Origin of the sequence: Streptomyces sp. UNOB3_S3 (assembly GCF_020740895.1) — a bacterium.
Lineage (GTDB): Bacteria > Actinomycetota > Actinomycetes > Streptomycetales > Streptomycetaceae > Streptomyces.
The window spans coordinates 1-18,887 of sequence record NZ_JAILXP010000116.1; the positions used below are offsets into that span (position 1 = coordinate 1).

The 18,887-nt window shown below is 71.8% G+C and carries 19 protein-coding genes; 8 read left to right on the top strand and 11 right to left on the bottom strand.

From position 1 onward, the window contains the following. Both K6I33_RS15055 and K6I33_RS15060 read right to left on the bottom strand, forming a co-directional pair. A partial coding sequence (locus tag K6I33_RS15055) for a serine/threonine-protein kinase (RefSeq protein ID WP_229352017.1) occupies positions 1-904 on the bottom strand: 904 nt, incomplete at its 3' end. Between the two features lie 108 nt (positions 905-1,012). Further along, on the bottom strand, positions 1,013-1,654 hold the full coding sequence (locus K6I33_RS15060; RefSeq protein ID WP_238491617.1) for a class I SAM-dependent methyltransferase: 642 nt from the start codon (positions 1,652-1,654) through the stop codon (positions 1,013-1,015). 223 nt (positions 1,655-1,877) lie between these two features. Here K6I33_RS15060 and K6I33_RS15065 point away from each other — a divergent pair, with 223 nt between their 5' ends. The 4 genes from K6I33_RS15065 to K6I33_RS15080 all read left to right on the top strand — a co-directional run bounded on the left by K6I33_RS15065 (position 1,878) and on the right by K6I33_RS15080 (position 6,902). Continuing rightward, positions 1,878-4,736, top strand: a complete 2,859-nt coding sequence (locus K6I33_RS15065) for a LuxR family transcriptional regulator (protein ID WP_229352018.1) — start codon at positions 1,878-1,880, stop codon at positions 4,734-4,736. A gap of 213 nt (positions 4,737-4,949) precedes the next feature. Next, the gene (locus K6I33_RS15070) at positions 4,950-5,579 is read left to right on the top strand and encodes an RICIN domain-containing protein (protein WP_229352020.1); all 630 of its coding nucleotides are present in this window, start codon (positions 4,950-4,952) and stop codon (positions 5,577-5,579) included. A 167-nt stretch (positions 5,580-5,746) separates the two neighbouring features. Further along, complete coding sequence (locus K6I33_RS15075; RefSeq protein WP_229352022.1) at positions 5,747-6,517, top strand: hypothetical protein; 771 nt, start codon at positions 5,747-5,749, stop codon at positions 6,515-6,517. Positions 6,518-6,596: 79 nt separating this feature from the next. Further along, positions 6,597-6,902, top strand: coding sequence for a hypothetical protein (locus tag K6I33_RS15080; RefSeq protein WP_229352024.1), 306 nt, complete (start codon positions 6,597-6,599; stop codon positions 6,900-6,902). Positions 6,903-6,987: 85 nt separating this feature from the next. Here K6I33_RS15080 and K6I33_RS15085 read toward each other — a convergent pair whose 3' ends face one another. Both K6I33_RS15085 and K6I33_RS15090 read right to left on the bottom strand, forming a co-directional pair. Beyond that, positions 6,988-7,923, bottom strand: a complete 936-nt coding sequence (locus K6I33_RS15085) for a hypothetical protein (RefSeq protein WP_229352026.1) — start codon at positions 7,921-7,923, stop codon at positions 6,988-6,990. Between the two features lie 96 nt (positions 7,924-8,019). Continuing rightward, positions 8,020-8,475 (bottom strand): hypothetical protein, encoded by a 456-nt coding sequence (locus K6I33_RS15090; RefSeq protein ID WP_229352028.1) that lies wholly within the window; start codon positions 8,473-8,475, stop codon positions 8,020-8,022. Positions 8,476-8,692: 217 nt separating this feature from the next. Here K6I33_RS15090 and K6I33_RS15095 point away from each other — a divergent pair, with 217 nt between their 5' ends. Continuing rightward, on the top strand, positions 8,693-9,199 hold the full coding sequence (locus tag K6I33_RS15095) for an RICIN domain-containing protein (protein WP_229352030.1): 507 nt from the start codon (positions 8,693-8,695) through the stop codon (positions 9,197-9,199). Positions 9,200-9,271: 72 nt separating this feature from the next. On the opposite strand, the gene K6I33_RS15100 is transcribed toward K6I33_RS15095, so the two are convergent. From K6I33_RS15100 to K6I33_RS15120, 5 genes are all read right to left on the bottom strand, one after another. Then, positions 9,272-9,628, bottom strand: coding sequence for a zinc ribbon domain-containing protein YjdM (locus tag K6I33_RS15100; protein WP_308297171.1), 357 nt, complete (start codon positions 9,626-9,628; stop codon positions 9,272-9,274). 23 nt (positions 9,629-9,651) lie between these two features. Further along, the gene (locus K6I33_RS15105; protein ID WP_229352031.1) at positions 9,652-10,098 is read right to left on the bottom strand and encodes a pyridoxamine 5'-phosphate oxidase family protein; all 447 of its coding nucleotides are present in this window, start codon (positions 10,096-10,098) and stop codon (positions 9,652-9,654) included. Further along, positions 10,095-11,864, bottom strand: coding sequence for a SulP family inorganic anion transporter (locus tag K6I33_RS15110; protein ID WP_229352032.1), 1,770 nt, complete (start codon positions 11,862-11,864; stop codon positions 10,095-10,097). Before K6I33_RS15110 ends, K6I33_RS15105 begins: the two co-directional genes overlap by 4 nt. After that, entirely contained in the window at positions 11,861-12,202 is a 342-nt protein-coding gene (locus tag K6I33_RS15115; protein WP_229352033.1) for a helix-turn-helix transcriptional regulator, read from the bottom strand. The genes K6I33_RS15110 and K6I33_RS15115 overlap by 4 nt, the downstream gene beginning before the upstream one ends. 161 nt (positions 12,203-12,363) lie before the next feature. Then, complete coding sequence (locus tag K6I33_RS15120) at positions 12,364-13,623, bottom strand: PP2C family protein-serine/threonine phosphatase (protein WP_229352034.1); 1,260 nt, start codon at positions 13,621-13,623, stop codon at positions 12,364-12,366. Between the two features lie 224 nt (positions 13,624-13,847). Between K6I33_RS15120 and K6I33_RS15125 the strand changes: the two genes are divergently transcribed. The 3 genes from K6I33_RS15125 to K6I33_RS15135 all read left to right on the top strand — a co-directional run bounded on the left by K6I33_RS15125 (position 13,848) and on the right by K6I33_RS15135 (position 16,210). After that, positions 13,848-14,258, top strand: coding sequence for a hypothetical protein (locus K6I33_RS15125; protein ID WP_229352035.1), 411 nt, complete (start codon positions 13,848-13,850; stop codon positions 14,256-14,258). 56 nt (positions 14,259-14,314) lie between these two features. Further along, entirely contained in the window at positions 14,315-14,581 is a 267-nt protein-coding gene (locus K6I33_RS15130; protein WP_229352037.1) for a hypothetical protein, read from the top strand. Between the two features lie 201 nt (positions 14,582-14,782). Beyond that, a complete protein-coding gene (locus K6I33_RS15135) occupies positions 14,783-16,210 on the top strand; it encodes a carboxylesterase/lipase family protein (protein WP_229352039.1) in 1,428 nt (475 codons plus the stop codon). Positions 16,211-16,594: 384 nt separating this feature from the next. On the opposite strand, the gene K6I33_RS36030 is transcribed toward K6I33_RS15135, so the two are convergent. Next, complete coding sequence (locus tag K6I33_RS36030; RefSeq protein WP_275126702.1) at positions 16,595-16,717, bottom strand: hypothetical protein; 123 nt, start codon at positions 16,715-16,717, stop codon at positions 16,595-16,597. 55 nt (positions 16,718-16,772) lie between these two features. Further along, positions 16,773-18,887 (bottom strand): class IV lanthionine synthetase LanL (lanL, locus tag K6I33_RS15140; protein WP_229352041.1); only part of this gene is annotated, 2,115 nt, incomplete at its 5' end.

Consider the following 18,887-nt stretch of genomic DNA (forward strand, 5'->3'; position numbering starts at 1 on the left):
CTTCGGGGGCATCCGGCGCCGGGGCGACCTGCGTGGGGGTGTACGGCTTGTACGGCTGCGGAGCCGGCGGCACCTGCTTCGGCTTTCCGCCCGTCTTGAGCAGGGCCATCGCCTCGGCGATCTTCGGGCGGGCCGTCGGGTCCTTGGCCAGGAGGGCGGATATCAGGGGTTCCAGGCGGCCGGCGCGGCGCATCGGCGGGGCCGCGTCGTAGCGGACGGCATCGGAGGAGGCCACCCAGGAGTCCCGCAGGAACGGTGAGACGCCCTCCACCGCCTCGTACAGCGTCACCCCCAGAGAGAACAGGTCGCTGCTTGCCTTGCCGGGCCGGCCGGCGGCGCGCTCCGGGGCGAGGTAGGGCGCCGAGCCGATGACGACACCGGTCGAGGTGATGCCGGTGCCGGTCTCGGGGGCGGCGATGCCGAAGTCGCCGAGCAGGATCCGGTCGTCCTCGGTGATCATGACGTTCGCGGGTTTGACGTCGCGGTGCACGATGCCCTGCTTGTGCGCGGCGTCGAGTGCGTTGAGCAGGGCCGAGGCGATGCGTCCGACCTCGGTGACACCCAGCGGACGTTCCTTCAGGCGCTGTTGGAGCGTGCCACCGGAGACCAGCTGCATCACGATCCAGGGGATGTCGTGCTCGACGACGACGTCGTGGACGGTGACGATGTTCGGGTGGTCGCGCAGCCGGGCCGCGCTGAGCGCCTCCAGTTCGGCGCGCTTGAGGAGCGCGGCCCGCTGCTCGGGGGGCATGGGCCCGGTCAGCCAGAGCTCCTTGACCGCCACATCGGTCTGGAGACGGGCGTCGTACGCCTTCCAGACGCGGCCCATGCCGCCCGAGGCGATCGACTCGATCAACTGGTAGCGGTCTCCGACAACGTCGCCCGCCCGTGCCCCCTCTGTCACCGTGCCCCCGCTCAGCGCGTATATGTGTCCGAGAGCATATAGCGGGACGCCCTGCGGCAGATGTCGGCGGAGCCCGGTTCCCCGGCGTGCGCGTGGTGGTTGCGGTGGTTACCGCTCGCTCAGGCGCATCAGCAGATGACCCCGGCGGTACCGCTCATCGTGATGCGGCTCGCGGAGCATCCGGCCGGTCTCGACGAACCCGGCCGCGCGGGCCAGGCCCGCCAGGTCGTCGATCGGCCACCGGTAGGCGGTCGTCACCTTGTGGTCGAACGCCGTGACCGGCTCGCCCTCCGACTCGAAGAAGGCGAGCAGGAGGTGCCCACCGGGCGCGAGTACCCGCCGGAACTCGGCGAAGTACGTGGGCATGTCGCGCGGTGGGGTGTGGATGACCGAATACCAGGAGACGATGCCGCCCAGCTCGCCGTCGGCCAGATCCAGGGCGGTCATGGAACCGACCTCGAACCGCAGGTCCGGGTGCGCCTCGCGGGCGAGACCGATCATCACCGGCGACAGGTCGACGCCGAAGACGTCCAGCCCGAGGTCCCGCAGATGGGCCGTCATGTGCCCGGGGCCGCACCCCAGCTCGGCGACGGGCCCGGCAGCGGGGGTCCGCGCGAGTTCGGCGAACGCGGCGAGCACCGCTCGGTCCAGCGGAGGAACGCCGGGACTGTTGCGGACGAATTCGGCGTAGCGGACGGCCATGGCGTCGTAGGCGTCGGCTGTCGTACGGAGGTACGGGGAGGATTCCATCACGAGCGAGGACACTACGGCCTCCCTCCGCGGCGCCGACGACCCGCACGCGCCGGACCGGAATCCCGGTCCTCCCGGTTGCCGTATGGCCGGAATCGCATATTTCCGATGTAAGTGTGACCGGTCGGGACCCAACCGGTACCTGCCACGCGTACATCATTCATCTCGGGGGGCGCGTCGAACGACGTCGTACGACCAAGGTGAAGGGTTGACAGTGAGGAACGTGCTTCTCGGGCGTGACGAAGTGTTGGCGGAGGCGGCGGAGGCCGGGGAGTCCGCGCGGTCCGGCAACGGCCGCTGGCTGCTGTTCGGTGCGGCGACGGGTATGGGCCGTACCGCCCTGCTGGAGGAAGTAGTACGGCAGGTCGCGGCGGACGGCGGCATGCGCGTCCTGGTGGCGCGCTGCTCGCCCGAGGAGTCGACGTTCCCGTTCGCTCTCGTACGCCAGATCTTCTCCGAGGCCGAAGTCGGGACTGGGACCGGTCCCGGTCCCGGCTTCGGCCTCGGTGCCGAGGACATCCCGTTCACGGACCCACCGGCCGCCGAGGAACAGCAGACCTTCCACCGCCTCGTGGCCTCCCTGGCCCGGACCGCCGGCCGGCGGCCCGTGCTCCTGGCCGTCGACGACCTGCACGACGCCGACACGGTGTCACGCCGCTGGATCGGCTATCTGGCCCGGCGGCTGGCCGGCCTCCCCGTGCTGCTGGTCCTCACCGAGTGCCTGGAGAACGGTGCCACCGCGTTACCCCGCGCGACCGGTACGTCCGTGACGCTCCGCGCGCTCGCCCCCTCGGCCGTCACCCGCCTCGCGCTCGCCGGCCCCGCGCGCACAGGGCAGCAGGACGCCGACCGGGCCGAGCTGTGCGTCCAGGCGTGCGCCGGCAATCCCGCGCTGGTGCACGCCCTCCTCGCCGACCTCCGTGAGGGGCCACTGCCCGGCCGGTTGTCCGACCTGGCGGGGCACCGCTACCGGGACGTGATCGGGCACTGGCTGAGAGCCCGGGCCACCCCACGGTCGCGCCGGGTCTCCTTGGCGCTCGCCGTCGCCGGGGACGGCCTCACGGCGCTCGGCGGAAGACTGCTCCACGAGGCCGCCGGCCTCGGTCCGGACAGCCCCGCCACGCCGCCGGACACCTCCGGCCTCCGCCGTCTCTTCTCCCACCCGCTGGCGCGCGAAGCCGCCCTCGCGGCCGCCGAACCCGCCGAACTGGACGCGCTGCGCCGCCGCGTCGCCCGCCTGCTCGACGAACAGGGCGCGCCCGCCGCCCAGGTCGCCGCTCACCTGCTCCACATCGACCGGCCCGGTGAGGAGTGGATGACGCAGTCCCTGGAGGACGCGGCCGAGGACGCCGTACGCGACGGCCGTACCGACGAGGCCACCGCTCTCCTCCGCCACGCCCTCACCGCTCATCTCGCCCCCGGCCGCCGCGCCGGGCTCACCCTGCGCCTCGCCGCCCTGGAGCTGCCCCACAGCGCCGACGCCGGCATCCGCAGGCTGCGCGCGGCCATGGAGTTGCACGCGGAAGGCGATGAACGCGCGGCCGTCGCACCCGCTCTGGGCGCGGCGCTCGTGGCCCGGGGCCGTACGGACACCGCCATGCACGTCATGCATCAAGTGGGCAGTGCCATAGAGGACGACGAACTCGTTCGCGCGTTCCAGACCACCGCCGCCCTCATGGCCTCCCATGACGCGATCGCGTGGCGCAACGCCGTCGCCCGTATGCGGGAGTTGGCGGCGACGGCCCCCGCCGTCATCGAGCCGCTCGCGTGCGGCCTGGTCACCGAGTACGAGGTCGGGGCCGGCGAGCTGTCGGCGGCCGAGGCAATGACCCGTGTGCTGCCGCGGCTGAAGGCACCGGTGGTCCCCCGGCTGCGTACCGGCTGGTTGGGCAGCGCGGCCACCCTGCTGCAGTGGGCCGACCGGCTGGACGAGGCACGCGCGCTCGCCGACGAGTGCCTCCCCGCCCCGCCCGTGCTCCCGGACCTGACGGACATCGGCCGGCAGTGCCTGATCAGCGTGCGCGCCGAGGCGGCCCTGTGGGCCGGTGACTTCCGGCGGGTGATCGCCGAGAACACCCCGCTCCTGGACGCCTGCACCGGGCAGGGGCTTCACATGCCCCACCTGGTGTCCATGGTGGCCCTCGCCCACTTCGAGCTCGGCCACCGCGCCCATGCCCGGCGGCTGGTGGCCGCCCTCGACGAGGTGAGCGCCGACAGCTCCTGGGAGTGGAACGAACTGCGCTACGCCAGGGCCTCCATGCATTTGGCCGAGGGGAGCTGGCAGGCCGCCCTCGACGACTACCTGTCCTGCGGTCGCGGGCAGAGCGCCCGCGACTTCGTCAGCCCTGTGGCCACGCCGTGGCGGTCCGGCGCGGCCCTCGCCCTGGTCAGGCTCGGACAGCCGATGAGGGCGCTGGACCTCGCCGAGGAGGAACTGCGCCACGCGCGGACCTGGGGGACCCCCCGTACGGTCGGCCGGGCGCTGCGGGCGCACGCCGTGGCCATGGGAGGCCGCCGGGGGCTGGATTCGTTGCACGAGGCGGTGGCCGTACTGAGACAGGCGCCGGCGCCCGTGGAACTCATCGAAACGCTGCTCGACCTGGGACACGCGCGGATCGGCGCGGGGAACGGCCGCAAGGGCCGGGAAGACCTGCACGAGGCCCACACCATGGCGCTGCGGCTCCTCGCCCCCGACCCCGCCCCCGACTCTGCCTCCGACTCCGACTCCGCCGGGGGCCGGCAGCCCGCGGACGCGGCCGTCTCCGCTCCGGTCACCGGACGGCTGGTCCGCGCCACCGAGAACGCCCTGCGCACCGGGGGCGCCCGTAGGACCAACCGCGGCGCGACGGGCAGCGCCGCGCTCACCGACGCGGAACGGCGCATCGTCGAACTCGCGGCCATGGGAAGGACGAACGCCGAGATCGGTGCGGCGCTGCATCTGGCCCGCCGTACCGTGGAGACCCACCTCACCAACGCCTACCGGAAGCTCGGCGTGACGCGCCGTACCCAGCTCGCGTCCTGCCTGGACGGAGCGGGCGCGGGGACCCCCTCCGTCGCGCGGGACATTACCGCGCTGGCCTGATCCCGACCTGCCCTCGGGACCGGTGCCGTAGCCCCAAGTCCACTGTGTATCAGCTGTGTTCGTGGTCTTCCACGATGCCCGGGACTCCGTCCGCCGGGCATCGTGGGAGCCACGCCGGAGCGCACCGCGACACACCGCATGCGGTGCCGGTGCCCGGCGCATCTCACCGGACACGTGCGAGCCTCCGAGGCTCGCGGGAGAGAGGTAACCATCATGAGGACGACCGTGCGCAGATCCGTCCGGCGTTCCGCGGCCGTGCTGTTCGCCGCCGCTGGCATCACCGCGGGGCTCGCCCTGCCCGCCACCGCCGCCGGCACGGCCGTGCCGGCCGCACCGGCCGCGGTGACGCAGCAGGCGCAGCCGAAGGCCGCCGCGGCCCAGCAGCTGGCCGGGCTGCAGGGGAACCAGATGTGGAAGCTGCGCAAGAAGGGCGGCAACTACGAGATCGCCAACTCCCACAGCGATCTGTGTCTGAAGGTGAGGGGCGGATCGACCGACAACGGGGCGCCGATCGTCCAGGACGAATGCGGCACGGCCGCCGAGAAGCTGTGGAAGGCCGAGGTGACGGACGGCGGAACGTACATCCAGCTCCGGAACGCCTACTCCAGCAAGTGCCTGACCATTGACGGCAACAGGGCGGTCAGGGGCGCCAAGATCATCCAGTGGGACTGCTTCGGCGGCCTCGGCCAGAAGTGGTGGGACACGGACGGCATCAACTCCGACCAGGGCTGGTGGATCAGCGGCGGAACGCCGAGCAGCGCCCCGACCTGGATGTGCCTCGACATGCCGGGATGGAGCACCGGTTCCGGTACGCAGGCGGCCGTGTGGGAGTGCACGAGCTGACGCCTCCTCCGGCTGACGCGCGGCCCTGACAGCGCCGCGCGGCGCGCAGGAACCTTTCCCCGTCTCGTCTTTCCCCGGATTTGACCAAACCGCCCCACTGCCGCCGCACAAGCCACTTGAAGGCACCTCCACACATGGTTCCGGCTTCGGGGATTTCGATGTCAGGCGTGGAGATAGCGATCGGGTACTTCGCCGCATGGGCGTTCCGCAAGGCCCGGCGGGTGGGCGGCGCGGCGGACGCGGAAGCCGACCGGGTGCTGGACGCCGGCATGGCGCGGGTGCACGATCTGGTCAGCGCCGGGCTGGGAGAGGACCCCTCCGTCCGGCGGATGGCGGCAGAGGCCGACGCGGGCCGCGAGGAACCCAACGAGCTCGACCCGCTCCGGGAGGACGGCACCCCCGATCCCGGGGCGCCCAGGGCCCGGTCCGTCCTGGCCGCGCTGAACACATACCGGGGCGTGGAAGGAGGCCGGCTCGGCCCGGTCGTCCTGACCTGCCGCACCGACCACTACGAGGCCTTCGCCGTCCACCCCGGGGTGGACGGCGGGCAGCTGCTGGACGCCGCCCGGGTCGAGGCCGACCCGGTGCCCGCGGCCGACGCCCGGGCCTATCTGAAGGACCGCACCGTGGGCTCCGACCGCTTGCGGGGTCTGCTGGAGGCCCTGGAGCGGGAACCCGACGGGACCCTGGCCCGGCTCCTGTCGACCCCCTGGCGGCTCTGCCTGGTCGCGACCGTCTACCACACCTCCGGGGACCCGTCGGAGCTCCTCGACCACCCCACTTCCGAAGGGCTCGACGCGCACCTGCTCGCCCGCTTCGTGCCGGCGTCGGCGCCTCCCCACCCGGAGTACACCCCCGAACAGGTCCACCGCGGTCGTCCTGTACTTGCTGTCGGCCGCGGTCACGGGTACGCCCTCAAGGGCCGCGCACCCCAGTGACCTCGTCTTCGACGACCTGGCCGCACGGTCGACGCAAGGGGTCGCCTTCGGGCTGATGATGGGGATCCCGTTCGGGGCGATGTTCGGGACATCGGTGGGCCTGTCCGTGGGCCTGGTGGGCGCCTTGACGATGAGCGGTGGAGCGGGCCGGAGGTACCTCGTCTTCCTCCTCCGCGCCCGCTGGGAGAAGATCCTGCCCCTGCGGCTGGGCGCCTTCCTCGACTGGGCCTGCGAGGCCGGGCTGATGCGGCTGTCCGGCCCGGCCTACCAGTTCCGCCACCGGGAGTTCCAGCACTGGCTGGCCGCCCACCCGCGGCCCGTGGGGGAGGGTGTGGCCCCGGTGGCCACACCCTCCCCCTGCCGACGCGGACGGCCGGAGCCGTAGTCGTGGCCGTGGCTTTGAACCGGCCGGGCCCCGACCGTGATGCCCCGGACCGCCCGGGCCCGTCGCCCGTGGTCTTCCGTCGAGGTCAGACCCGTCCGTCGAACGTCGGCCCCAGCAGTACCTGCGCCCAGCGAGCCGGCCCCTGGCCGGGGTCGCTGACGCAGAACCAGAGTGTGCATTTCCCGGACGGGTCCTCGAGCGTGGTGAATTCGCCGGCGTGGCCGTACTTGGGGAGCCCGGGCCCGCGCCTCAGCTCACTGACGACGACCGCGTCGGGCGTCGTCGGCACGGCCGGACCGAGGCGGCTGGTCTTACGGGGAGGGAGCCGCAGTTGCGCTCCCTTCTCCGACTCGAACATCCCGCCGTTACCGGTCCCGGCGGCGAAGCCGAAGACACCGGGAGAGCCCTCCCCATAAACGCCGGCGGACTGCTCGCTCGCACCACGAACGCCGGAGCCCAGGACGCTCTTCCCCTCGACCCCGAAATTGTTCTCGCTCTCTCCCCGCACCCCACCGTCGTCGCCCTTGCCGCGGACGCCGATACCTGTGGCGCGTCCGCATACGGCCGATGGATCCTCCGCCTCCCAGGCGGTGTCCCTGGCCGCGTCCTGCGAGTAGCCGACCACGCCGGGAGCGCCGCGCCCGAAGACACCGGGCGAGGCGGCGGTCCCCACGCCCAGGACGCCCGCGTGCGCCTGCTGCTCCTGCGGCTTGTCGCGGGGCGCGTCGTGCACGTAGCCGACCGTGCCGTTCGCCCCGGTCGCGACAAGGCCGTTGCCCGGCGGGATGGTGCCTATGGCTCCGCCGGTGGGCAGGGCGACGGTGCCCGTCGCGTGCATCGCGTCGACGCCCTCCGGCACGTCCCTGAGGACCCGGTCGTTCTCGATGGCCACCCGCAGGACGAAGTCCTCGCCGTAGCCGTTGTCGTCACCACCCTTGGCGACGAGGATCGTCCGCTGCTCGCTCTCGTTCGTCCGGCCCACGACCATGTCGTCACCGGCCTTGTCGGCTCCCGCACCCATAAGGTTCCCCCTCCTCAGGACGGCCTGGACTCAGATGGTCCCACTCATCGCCCGGCGGGGCGGGGCCATTGGGCAATCCGGGCAATGGGGAGCCGGCTAGTCCACCCCCGGCCAATTGTCCGCGACCACCGATCTGTCGAATCCGGAGGTGTTCTCGTATTGCTTGGCGATGGCGCCGGCCGGGATCGAGGGCACGCCGTCGAACTGCGCCACCCAGTAGTTCGGCTCGGTGACGCCGTGGCTGTGGAACGCCGCGCGTACGTCCGGCCAGGTGGAGGTATTGCAGTAGACCGTCAGTCTCTTGTTGGGCGTGGAGGCCATGGTCTGGGTGCACCACTGGACCGCGCCTTCCGGATCGGCGGCGCCGTCCTCCACGTCCAGCACCTGCGCCTTGGTGTTGTGGCTGATCGCGATCGACACGCGGGTCGCGTGCGGGAACCGCGTCGCCATCTCTCCCATGTTCGCGAAATGACCGTCGACGTACCCGGCCACCATCTTCGCGTTCGATGGAATCTTGCTGGGCGTCACCGCGTCGTACATGGTCCGCGTCATGATCGCCTCCTCTGCGGGATGCGCCGCTTTTTGGGTGTGTGCCCTTTACTTCCAGGATCCGCCCCTGCCAGGGGCCCGCAACTTCCGGTCCGGGGTGCCTCGGGCGGCGCGTTCTGGCCTGCCGAGGGCGGGCTTCCGGGCCGTAGTGTGCCCCTCGCGTAACGAAGAACGCACGACGCGTATCCATCGTCACCTCACACCTGGAGGGACCGTGCGTATGTCGAAACGTCCGCTGGCGCCGCTGGCGGCCCTGGTGCTGGTCGCGAGTGGCCTGTTCACGACATCGGCCGCGTCCGCCACGGCGGAGAGCACGGCCACCGCCGCCAAGCCGCCGGTCAAGATCGGCTTTATGATCGCGTCGAAGATGAACAACAGATGCCTGGAAGTCCGGGCCGGCAACACCGGCATCGGGGCGCTGGTGAACATGTGGGACTGCCAGGGAACGCCGCAGGAACGCTGGTACTGGGACGGCCGCACGATCCGCAGCGACGTCAGCAACCGGTGCCTCGACGTCGTCGCGGGCAACGCCGAGAACGGTGCCGCCCTGAACATGTGGGACTGCTACGGCGGGCCCCCGCAGCAGTGGGAGTGGTACGGCGACAAACTGCGCAACCCCAACTACAACAGGTGTCTGACCATCGCCAACGGCAACTGGTGGGTGGGCGCTTCCGTCATCATGTGGGACTGCAACCAGGGGACCAACCAGTCCTGGTACACGACCTGAGAGACCTCGGGGTCGGTGTCGCGGACACGCCTGGGCGACCATGCGAACGTCGCCCGGGCGGTCACCGCCCGGTCAGGCTTTCTTGACCACGCTGGACTTGAGCTGCATGGGACCGAATCCCTCGATCTTGCAGTCGATGTCATGGCCCGCCACACCTTCCACGAGGCGGATGTTGCGCACCTTGGTGCCCGCCTTGATTCCGGTCGGATGGCCCTTGACCTTCAGGGACTTGATGACGGTGACCGTGTCGCCGTCGGCCAGGACATTGCCGACCGCGTCCTTGATCACCCCGTCCTCGGTGCCACCGGCGGATTCCGCGGACGCGGGTGACCATTCGTGCCCGCATTCGGGGCAGACCAGGAGTGCGCCCATTTCGTAGGTGTACGCACTTGAGCATTCGGGGCAGGGAGGCAGCATGTTCTCATTCACCTGGAAATTGTAGGGGAGCCGGATTACGAGGCCGTGGGCGTGCCCGTACCGCTGGTGGGTCCGGTGCCATGGGCGAAGCGGAAAGCGGTGACCGTCTGGGGGTGGATGCGCAGGAGGGCGTCGTGAGGGCCGTGGGCCCAGCCGGGCAGGGTGCGCCGGTAGTGCGCCGCCTCATCGGGGTTGGTGATGAGGTCGGCCGGCCCGGTGGCGGTCACGGCCCAGCCGGTGCCGGCGTTGGGGTGGATGTGGTCGCAGTGGTAGGTGACGCCGACCCGGCCGCGCAGGGCGGCGCCGGGAACCGGCGCGCGGACGACCAGGCGCCCGTACTCCAGGACATGGCAGGCGGGCCGCACCGCGAGGGTGTCGCGCTGCTCGTACAACAGCCGCCCCTGGGAGGTGCCGCCGAGCAGGTACCAGGCTTCCTCGCCGGAGACGTCGACCATGCGGCGAGGCGTGGGGGAGGCGGTCATGGGGCGGGCTCCTCGGTGACGGCGGCGGGCCGCGCGGTGACGGTGGCCGGCTGTACGGGGACGGTGACCGGCTTCGCGGGGACGGTCAGTACTCCGGCGCCCTGGAGGAGGGCGCGGGCGGCGGCGATGGCCTCGGGGGTGGTGGCGAATTCGCGACCGTCGTGCCGCAGGAGGTCCAGGGCCCCGACGGAGCCGAGGACCTGGCGCTGTCCGGGCCGTATGCCGGAGGCCAGCACGGTGACGCCGCGCCGGCGCAGCTTGGCCACCGCGTCCTTGAGGACCAGGGCACCGGTGGCGTCGATGGTCGATATGCGGGACATCCGCAGGATGACCACGCGTACGTCGGCCACCTCGGTGAGCTCCAGCAGGAAGCGGTGCGCGGCGGCGAAGAACAGCGGTCCGTCGATGCGGTACGCCACGATGTGCTCCGCGAGCAGGGCGTGCTCCTCGGCGCTGTGGTCACCGGGCGGATCCGCCGTGAGGGGTACCCGGTCCAGGCGGGCCTGCTTGGCCACCGCCCGCAGCGCGAGCGCGCCCGCGACGGCCAGACCGATGAGGACCGCGTAGACCAGGTCCAGGGCCAGGGTCGCGACGGCGGTCAGGACGAGGACGAGCGCGTCGGAGCGGGTCGCGCGGGCCATCGCCCGCAGCGAGCCGACCTCGACCATCCGGATCGCCGTCGCGATCAGCACACCGGCCAGGGCGGCCAGCGGGATACGGGCCACGAGCGGGGCGGCGGCGAAGACGATGACCGCGAGCACGGCCGCGTGCGTGAGCGCCGCGAGCCGGGAGCCCGCGCCGGTGCGGACGTTGACGGCGGTGCGGGCTATCGCGCCGGTGGCGGGAACGCCGCCGAAGAGCGGGGCGGCGATGTTCGCCAGGCCCTGGCCGAACAGTTCCCGGTCCGGATCGTGCTTCTGCCCCACCGTCATCCCGTCCGCCACGGAAGCGGACAGCAGCGACTCCAGTGCCGCCAGCGCCGCCACGGCGACCGCCGGGGCCAGCAGCGATCCCAGCGCGCCCGGGTCGAGGAAGGACAGCGAGGGGGCGGGCAGCCCCGCGGGAAGGGCGCCGATCGGCTTGGCCGCGTCCAGGTGGAGGACCTGGGCCGCCACGGTCGCGCCGGCCACCGCGACGATCGAGAACGGAACCGTCGGCTTCCAGCGCGCCCCCAGCAGCATGACCGCGGCCACGGCGGCCGCGAGCGCGACGGCCGTCCAGTTCGGCGCCCGTACGAACGACTCGACCGCCCGCCAGGTCACCACCAGGACCTTGTCGCCCTCCGGCTTGGGCACCCCCAGCGCACCCGGCACCTGCTGCAGTCCGATCACACCGGCGATACCGAGCGTGAAGCCCTCCACCACCGGGGCCGGAACGTAGCTCATGTACCGCCCGGCGCGAGCGAGCGCGAGAGCGATCAGCATCAGACCGGCGATCAGCCCGACCGCCAGGACACCGCCGGCACCGTACTGGGCGAAGATCGGCACCAGCACCACCGTCATCGCACCCGTCGGCCCGGACACCTGGAGGTTCGAGCCGCCGAACACCGCGGCCACCGCGCCGGCGACGACCGCGGTGGCCAGCCCGGCCTCGGCTCCCAGGCCGGAGGAGACGCCGAAGCCCAGCGCGAGCGGCAGCGCCACGATCGCCACGGTCAGACCCGCCAGCAGATCACGCCTGGGGTCACGGCGCGCCGCCACGAGATCGTCGCGGCCGGGCAGCAGGGAACGCACCCGGGACCACGCCCGGACAGCCGTCGTGCTCACTGAGCGCCGCTCCCGGATTCCCGCAGCTCCTCCAGGAGCGCGTTCTGTCCATTGAGCATCTGCGTGAGGATCCGCCGGGCCGCGCGCATCAGCTCGGCCACGTCCCCGCCCGCGAGCTCGTAGACCACGGTCGAGCCGGTCCGGGTGGCCGTCACGATCCCCGAGCGGCGCAGCACCGCCAGCTGCTGGGAGAGCGCGGACGGCTCGATCTCCATCGCGGCCAGCAGATCACGCACCGGCATGGGCCCGTCCTGGAGCAGCTCCAGCACCCGGATGCGGACCGGATGTCCCAGCATCCGGAAGAACTCCGCCTTCGCCTGATACAGCGGAACCGACACCAAAACCCTCGATCTCTGTGTGTCGCACGGCCCCGCCGGCCGGGGCTGCTCAGTGGCCGCGCTCATGGCTCATGCGGGCACGGCCAATACATCATGTAGCGAATTGAAGAACTTTGCAATTCGTGTGTCCTTCGTGCCCTGCCGGGCCCGGCCCGCGTCACTCACTGGTACTGCGGGCGCCACTCGAAGAGGAGGATGGTCACGTCGTCCCGTAGCTGGTTGCGCTGGTAGTCGAGGATGGCGTGGATGAGCAGCCGCAGGACCTCGGCCGGGCGCTGGCCGGCCGAGGAGGAGCGGATGATGAAGTCGGTGAACCGGTCGAGGCCGAACTCCGCGCCGTCCGCGTCGCGGGCCTCCACGACGCCGTCGGTGTAGAGCAGGACGCAGTCGCCCGGTTCCAGCGTCGTCTCGTGGACCTGCCGTGCCGCCGGGGTGAGTTGGTCGGCCAGGCCGATCGGTGGCTGCGGAGGGCTGTCCAGCGCCCCGTCGAGCACCCGCTCGTCACGGATCAACAGCGGCGGCGGATGGCCGCAGTTAACCCAGCGCAGCGCCCCGGTGACCGCGTCGAGCCGGCACAGCACGCCGGTGCAGAAATGGTCGGGCAGCCACTGGGCGAGCGCCTGGTCGACGGAGCCGACGACGTCGGCGAGGTCGCCACCGCCACGGCGGGCGTTGCGCGCCGCCGCCATGGCGACCGACGTGGCCAGGCCGGAGGCCAGATCGTGTCCCATGGAGTCGAGGATCATGGTGTGCAGCACGTCCTTGACGACCGAGTGGTCGAAGGCGTCGCCGGCGATGTCGTACGCCGGCTCCAGGACCGCGGTCGACACGCACCTCCTGGTGCCGATGGTGTGGGACGGCAGAAAAGCCCGCAGCATCTCGGTGGGCAGCCGCATGGTCGAGGTGCGGGCGCGGGCGGCGAGCCAGTCGCTGTAGGCGCGCTTGGAGGTGATCAGCATGGCGAACAGATAGGCCAGCATCCGGCTGCGGCGCATCCGCGCGCCGTCGAGCGAGGCGGTGCGCACCGCCAGCACGCCCAGCCGCTCCGCACCGTCGACCAGGGGCATCCAGACCATCACGTCGTCGCCGGCGTCCTCCACTCGCGGGGTGACCGTGCGGTACGCCCAGCCGGCCAGCGTGCGGTCCACCGGCAGCGGTTCCAGGGCCTCGTCGAGCGGGATGAGCAGTTGTTGTTGCAGGTCGACGAGGTAGATCAGGGTGGGGCCCAGGCCGAGGGCCGCGGCGCACCGGTTCGCCAGGTCGGGCAGTTCGAACGGCAGGGTCGTCTGCGCCTCGACGATCAGCTCTTCCAGCCGATTCTCGTCGACGGCGGTGTCGGGACCGGCGGACGCGTGCGGAGGGTCCGGCACGGAGATCACCCCTTCCGCTCCCAGTCTCACACCGATGCCGGTCCCTCTCATGTCGGGCAGGGACGCATGTCGGGCACGGACGCGTGGGGGTGCGCCGCGGCTGCGGCGGAGGCTGTGCGTCCGCTGTGTTCGTGGATTTCCACGATGGCCCGGTGATCACGTCGCCGGGCAGGGTGGGAGCCATGCCGGCCGCGCCGCAGTACCGCAGTACGGCGGTCCGTGTGCGGGGTCGGCGTGTGTGTCACGAATCGCCTTTTCGGCAAGGAGAAATTTCCATGGCCCTCGATTTCCTCCGCCGTCGTGTCCTCGGCGCCGGCGCTGTCGCTCTGGCGGCCTCCGCCTTCGCGGGCGTCGTCGCCGCGACCCCGGCGCAGGCCGCCACGTGCTCCGTCCAGGGGCACGGTGGCTCGTACATCTGTGAGTACGGCAAGAAGACCATCAAGTTCCCCAATGGTCAGCAGCAGATCTTCGTGATCGGCACGGACTACGCGGTGTGGACCACCTACGACTACGAGAACGGTGACTGGTCCGCCTGGGAGTCGATGGGCGGGACGCTCCGCAGCGGCATCACCGTCAAGGGCGAGGGGACCTGGAACCCGACCATCTCGGCCACCGGCACCGACGGCAACCAGTGGTCCCGGCACCGTCTGGACTCCGGCATCTGGACCCCCTGGACGCGCGGCTGACCGCCGTCGTCCTTCCGAATCCGCTCCATTCAGCTCTAGTCCGCTCTAGGAGAGTCATGCGTATCCGTACCGTTCTGCCCGTCGCGCTTCTGGCGGCTTCCGGCCTCTTCGCCGGTGCCGGCAATGCCTCGGCGGCCGGGGGTTACCCCGGTTTCCAGTGCTTCAAGACCGCGGACCGTGCCCAGTACTGCAGCGACGTCAAGGTCAAGAACCACGCAGGGGGCGACAACTGGATCAAGACCTGTCCGGCCGACGTCCAGAAGGCCATCTCGGGCAAGCCGTACGTTCTTGAGAAGCGCCCGGCTTCCGCCGAGCACTGCTGAGGCCGCGTGCTGCTGTGAGCGGTCCTCGGGTTCCGCCCCTGGGCGGGGGCGGAGCCCGGCCGCGTTCACCCCTCGGGGGTGCCTTGAACAACCCGGCCCACAACGCCGAAGCGGCGTTCGCGTCCGGTACGGCCCGGCGATCCGGGGAGCGTTTATGATCGTCCGCGGCGTCATCCTGCCGCAACGACGATATGGAGTGTGATGGGGCCGGTTGTGGTGACCTTCGCGGGCAAGGTCAGAGGGGTGTCCCGGGACGGGATCACGCGTTTTCTCGGCATTCCCTTCGCTGCCGCGCCGGAAGGTCCGCTGAGGTTCCGGCCGCCCGTGTCCGTGCCCGGCTGGGACGGGGTCAGGGACACCGTCGCGTTCGGCGCCGCTCCGCCTCAGCTCGCGCCGGCGCCCGGTGCGCCGGCGGCGTGGCGGCCCGGTGACGGGCTGGACTGCCTGACCGTGAACGTGTGGACCCCGGAGCCGGGCCGGGCCGGTTTGCCGGTCATGGTGTGGATCTACGGCGGCCAGTGGAAGCACGGCTCGGCGAGCATGCCGCACTACGACGCCGCCACGCTGGCCGGCTCCGGCGTCGTAGTGGTGACCTTCAATTACCGTGTCGGCTTCGAGGGGTTCGGGCACCTCCTCGGAGCCGAGGACAACCGTGGGCTGCGCGACCAGATCGCCGCCCTGGAGTGGGTGCGGGAGAACATCGCCGCGTTCGGCGGCGACCCCGCCAACGTGACGCTCTTCGGCCAGTCCGCCGGCGCCGCCTCCGTCGCCCTGCTCATGGCCGCGCCTGCCGCCCGGGGGCTGTTCCGGCGCGCGATCGCCCAGAGCGTTCCCTCCGGTGTCCTCTCGGCCGACGAGGCCGGTGCCGCCACCGCGACGATCGCGGCGGCCGCGGGTGTTCCGGCGACCCGTGAGGCGTTCGCCGCTCTGCCGCCCGAGGCGATCCTGGCCGTGCAGGACGCACCGCTGCGTGAACGGGACGGGTTCACCGCGTTCGCCCCCGTCATCGACGGCGACCTCGTGACCGGGTCCCCCTGGGTGGCGCTCCGTTCGGGTGCCGGCCGGGATGTGGACCTCCTCTGCGGGTTCACCCACGAGGAGTACCGGGGTCAGGGACCGATGCCCCCGCCGGGAGTCGACCTGGCGGTCGTCGCCACGGCGGTCGGGCTGGAGGAGGAAGCGGTTGCCGCTTACCGTCGGGCCTATCCCGCCGCCGACGACGCGGAACTGTTCACGGTGATGCTGTCCGACGCGCTGATCCGGATGCCGACCACCTGGGTCGCCGAGGCTCACGCGGGCTCGGGCGGGCGGGCTTGGCTCTACGATTTCGCCTGGCGTGGTCCCACGCTGGGCGCCGGCCACGGCGTCGATGTCCCCTTCGTCTTCGGTACCCCCGAGACCCGTCCGGCCGCCCGGTTCCTCGGATCCCCGCCGCCCGCCGACTTCGCCGGGCTGTCCGAGCGCGTCCGCACGGCATGGACGTCGTTCGCCGCCACCGGCGATCCGGGCTGGCCCTGTTTCACCCCTGACCGCCCCACCACCCGGATCTGGGACACGACGCCCGCCGACGCTCCCTACCCGCTGGAGGGTTCTCGGCGCATCTGGCAGCGGCGCGGCACGTCGCGGTAGTGGTTCGCGTTTCTTGACGCCGACCGGCCCGGCCGGGGGAAAAAAGCCGGCTGTTCGCCGCACTCGGGACGGTCCCCGCAGGGCATGCCCGGCACAAGCTCCGGATGGGGCGTGGCTGGCGGCGCACGGCTATCGACCGCCGCAGGTCTTCATCGATGCCGTTCTCGCCGTCGATCTCGACGCGTGGGCCGCCGCGCGATGGCCCGACGTCCCCTTCCCCTGGGTCCCGGATGACGCCGAGCGCATGCTGGAGCAGGCCGAACGTGCCCACGTGCCCAGCGCCGTCCGCTCCGCTTGACCGGATGGGTCGGCGAGTTGACCGGATGGGTCGGCGAGCCGGTCCGTCCCGTGGTGGCACGGGGCGGACCGGCGGTGTTCACCGGCTTACACGTTGGTCCATGAACAGCTCCATGAACAACTCCACGAGCAGCTCGACGGGCAGTCGGTGCTCTCCTCGAATTCCTCGTCCATCGGCAGCTGCTGCAGCGTGTTGACGTCGTTCGCCATGTCCGGTCACCTCCTCTCGGATTCGGCGGGCCCCCGCGCGGGCGGGGAAGCGTGTTCACCGGTCGCGGCGCGGCCCGGTGAGTGTTGCGGGCAGCCACAGTCGTGGGCCGCCGTCCCGCAGGCGCAGCAGGAAGGCCAGTACGCCCGCGAGGCCCGTGTTGTAGTCGAGGGATACGGAGACGCCGGTCTCGTCCGGGGCGAGGACACGGCCGTCGTGCAGGGCATGGCGGGCGTACACGATGGCGGCGAGCTCACCGGCCCATACGCGGTACTGGTCCTCCCCGGACGCCTCGGCGAGGTCGAGGAGGAACTCGCCGTCGCCGGCGAGACCGTGGCACTGCGCGGTGCCGGCGTGCCAGCGGGAGCGGCGCACGGCGAGGGCCGCCTGATGGCATGCCGTGCGCAGCCTGTCGTCCGAGGTCTCCTGCCAGAGACGTACCAGGAACGTGGCGACTCCCGAGGAACCGCTGCACCAGTGGGTCTTGAGGGAGCGACTGCCGGGGCCGCTCGGCCAGTAGGCGGCGCCGTCCCTGAGCCGGGCCGTCGCGAGAAGGGTTTCCGCTGCTTCGGCGGCCAGGCCGAGGTGGGCGCTGTCGTCGGTGGCACGGCCGACGGCGAGCAGGAACGCCCCGACCCCCGCCACGCCGTGGGCGAAGCCGTAGTGCACGAGACCGGCCAGGCGGGAGGGCCAGTCGTGCGCGATCGGCCAGGCGGAGAGGTTCTCCCGGCGTTCGCGTGCCGCCGCGACCGCCTCGGCGGCCTCACGGGCCCTGCGCAGGAAGTGGTCGCCGCCCGTGGCCTCCCAGAACCGCAGCTGGGTCAGGCCCGCTCCGGACATGCCGTGACAGACGTCGGGGTTGGGCCAGCGCAACGGTACGAGCTCGGCGAGTTCCCGCGCGTGGGCGACCAGCCCGTCGTCACCGAGGGCACGGCCGGCCTCCAGCAGCGCCCATGCCGTGCCGGAACGGCCGAAGTGGAGCCCGGGCAGCGCCCGTGGTTCGCGTCCCACGGCCCGGCTGATCCACTGCGTCGCGGTGGCGGTGGCCTCCCGCAGCGCCGGGTCCGGGGCGGCCTCGTACGCGCGGGTCAGTACGCCCAGGATGCCCGCCGCCCCGTGCTGGACGTTGCAGGGATCGCTCGTGGCGCCGAACGGTGTCGTCTGCCAGAGACGATGCGGGGAAGCCGGGTTCATCGAGCCGACGAGGTGGTCCAGTGCGTCGCTGATGAACTGTTTCAGCTCCGCGTCGCCCAGGCGGCCGGGCCCCCGGGGCGCCGGTTCCCGGGGCGTGGGTGCGCCGCCGTGGAGGAGGTCCCGTACGGCGTCGAGGCCGGGGCGTCGAGCGGGGTCGTCGTGCATCAGAGCGACGACGGCGGGTGCGAGGCGGTGGGCCGCGGGATTGCCCGTGCCCAGGGTGGCGAGCCACTCCTGTATCCGCCGGTGATGGGGACGTACGGCCGGTTGGTCGGCGGGCAGTACGGGATCGATGCCGGTGGCGGTGAAGAAGAGGGTGGCGCCCAGACTGTAGAGGTCCGCCGGGGGCTCGGGCGCCGAGCCGACCAAGGGTGCTCCGGCCTGTTCTGGGGCCGCGTAGCCGGGGGTGTAGGCACGGGTTGTCCGGGCTTCCCGCCGGGTGAGGAACTCGAGGTCGATCAGGCGTAGTTCCTCGTCGGGCGTCACCATGACGTTGTTGGGGTTGAAGTCCCGCAGGACGAGGCCCTCGCCGTGGATTCGCTCCATGAGGTCGAGCAGGCGTCGTGCGATCCGTTCCACCGCGGCGGTGGGCGGGCCCCAGGTGCCGTCGTCGTCGGGCGTGCTGTTCTCGGTCGCCCATCTGCGAAGAGTGACTCCCGGAAGTTCCTCCTGGACCAGGAAGAGGTCGCTCTGCTGCTCGAAGAGGTCGACCGGGGAGGGGGTGAGGCCTGTCGGTTCCAGTAACTCGAGCATCGCCGCTTCGTGACGCCGTACGTCCCGTATGTCCATGCCGGTGAGAGTGGCACCGGTGTGCGGGCGGGCCTGCTTGATCACGACGGGGAGACCGGTGCGGTCGTCCGTCGCCCGGTACACCCCACCGGTGAACGCGTGGCGGATGACCTGGCGCACGGTGTACCGGCCGTTGAGGCGGACGACCCCGGCGCCCGCACCACCAGGAGCGGGGGAGGGGGAGGGAGA

Bases quoted from the DNA above. Each gene is read 5' to 3' on its own strand.
- K6I33_RS15060 (WP_238491617.1), bottom strand. From the start codon at position 1,654: ATGGAATCCTCCCCGTACCTCCGTACGACAGCCGACGCCTACGACGCC.
- K6I33_RS15070 (WP_229352020.1), top strand. From the start codon at position 4,950: ATGAGGACGACCGTGCGCAGATCCGTCCGGCGTTCCGCGGCCGTGCTG.
- K6I33_RS15080 (WP_229352024.1), top strand. From the start codon at position 6,597: ATGTTCGGGACATCGGTGGGCCTGTCCGTGGGCCTGGTGGGCGCCTTG.
- K6I33_RS15085 (WP_229352026.1), bottom strand. From the start codon at position 7,923: ATGGGTGCGGGAGCCGACAAGGCCGGTGACGACATGGTCGTGGGCCGG.
- K6I33_RS15090 (WP_229352028.1), bottom strand. From the start codon at position 8,475: ATGACGCGGACCATGTACGACGCGGTGACGCCCAGCAAGATTCCATCG.
- K6I33_RS15095 (WP_229352030.1), top strand. From the start codon at position 8,693: ATGTCGAAACGTCCGCTGGCGCCGCTGGCGGCCCTGGTGCTGGTCGCG.
- K6I33_RS15105 (WP_229352031.1), bottom strand. From the start codon at position 10,098: ATGACCGCCTCCCCCACGCCTCGCCGCATGGTCGACGTCTCCGGCGAG.
- K6I33_RS15120 (WP_229352034.1), bottom strand. From the start codon at position 13,623: ATGAGAGGGACCGGCATCGGTGTGAGACTGGGAGCGGAAGGGGTGATC.
- K6I33_RS15125 (WP_229352035.1), top strand. From the start codon at position 13,848: ATGGCCCTCGATTTCCTCCGCCGTCGTGTCCTCGGCGCCGGCGCTGTC.
- K6I33_RS15130 (WP_229352037.1), top strand. From the start codon at position 14,315: ATGCGTATCCGTACCGTTCTGCCCGTCGCGCTTCTGGCGGCTTCCGGC.
- K6I33_RS15135 (WP_229352039.1), top strand. From the start codon at position 14,783: ATGGGGCCGGTTGTGGTGACCTTCGCGGGCAAGGTCAGAGGGGTGTCC.
- K6I33_RS36030 (WP_275126702.1), bottom strand. From the start codon at position 16,717: ATGGCGAACGACGTCAACACGCTGCAGCAGCTGCCGATGGACGAGGAA.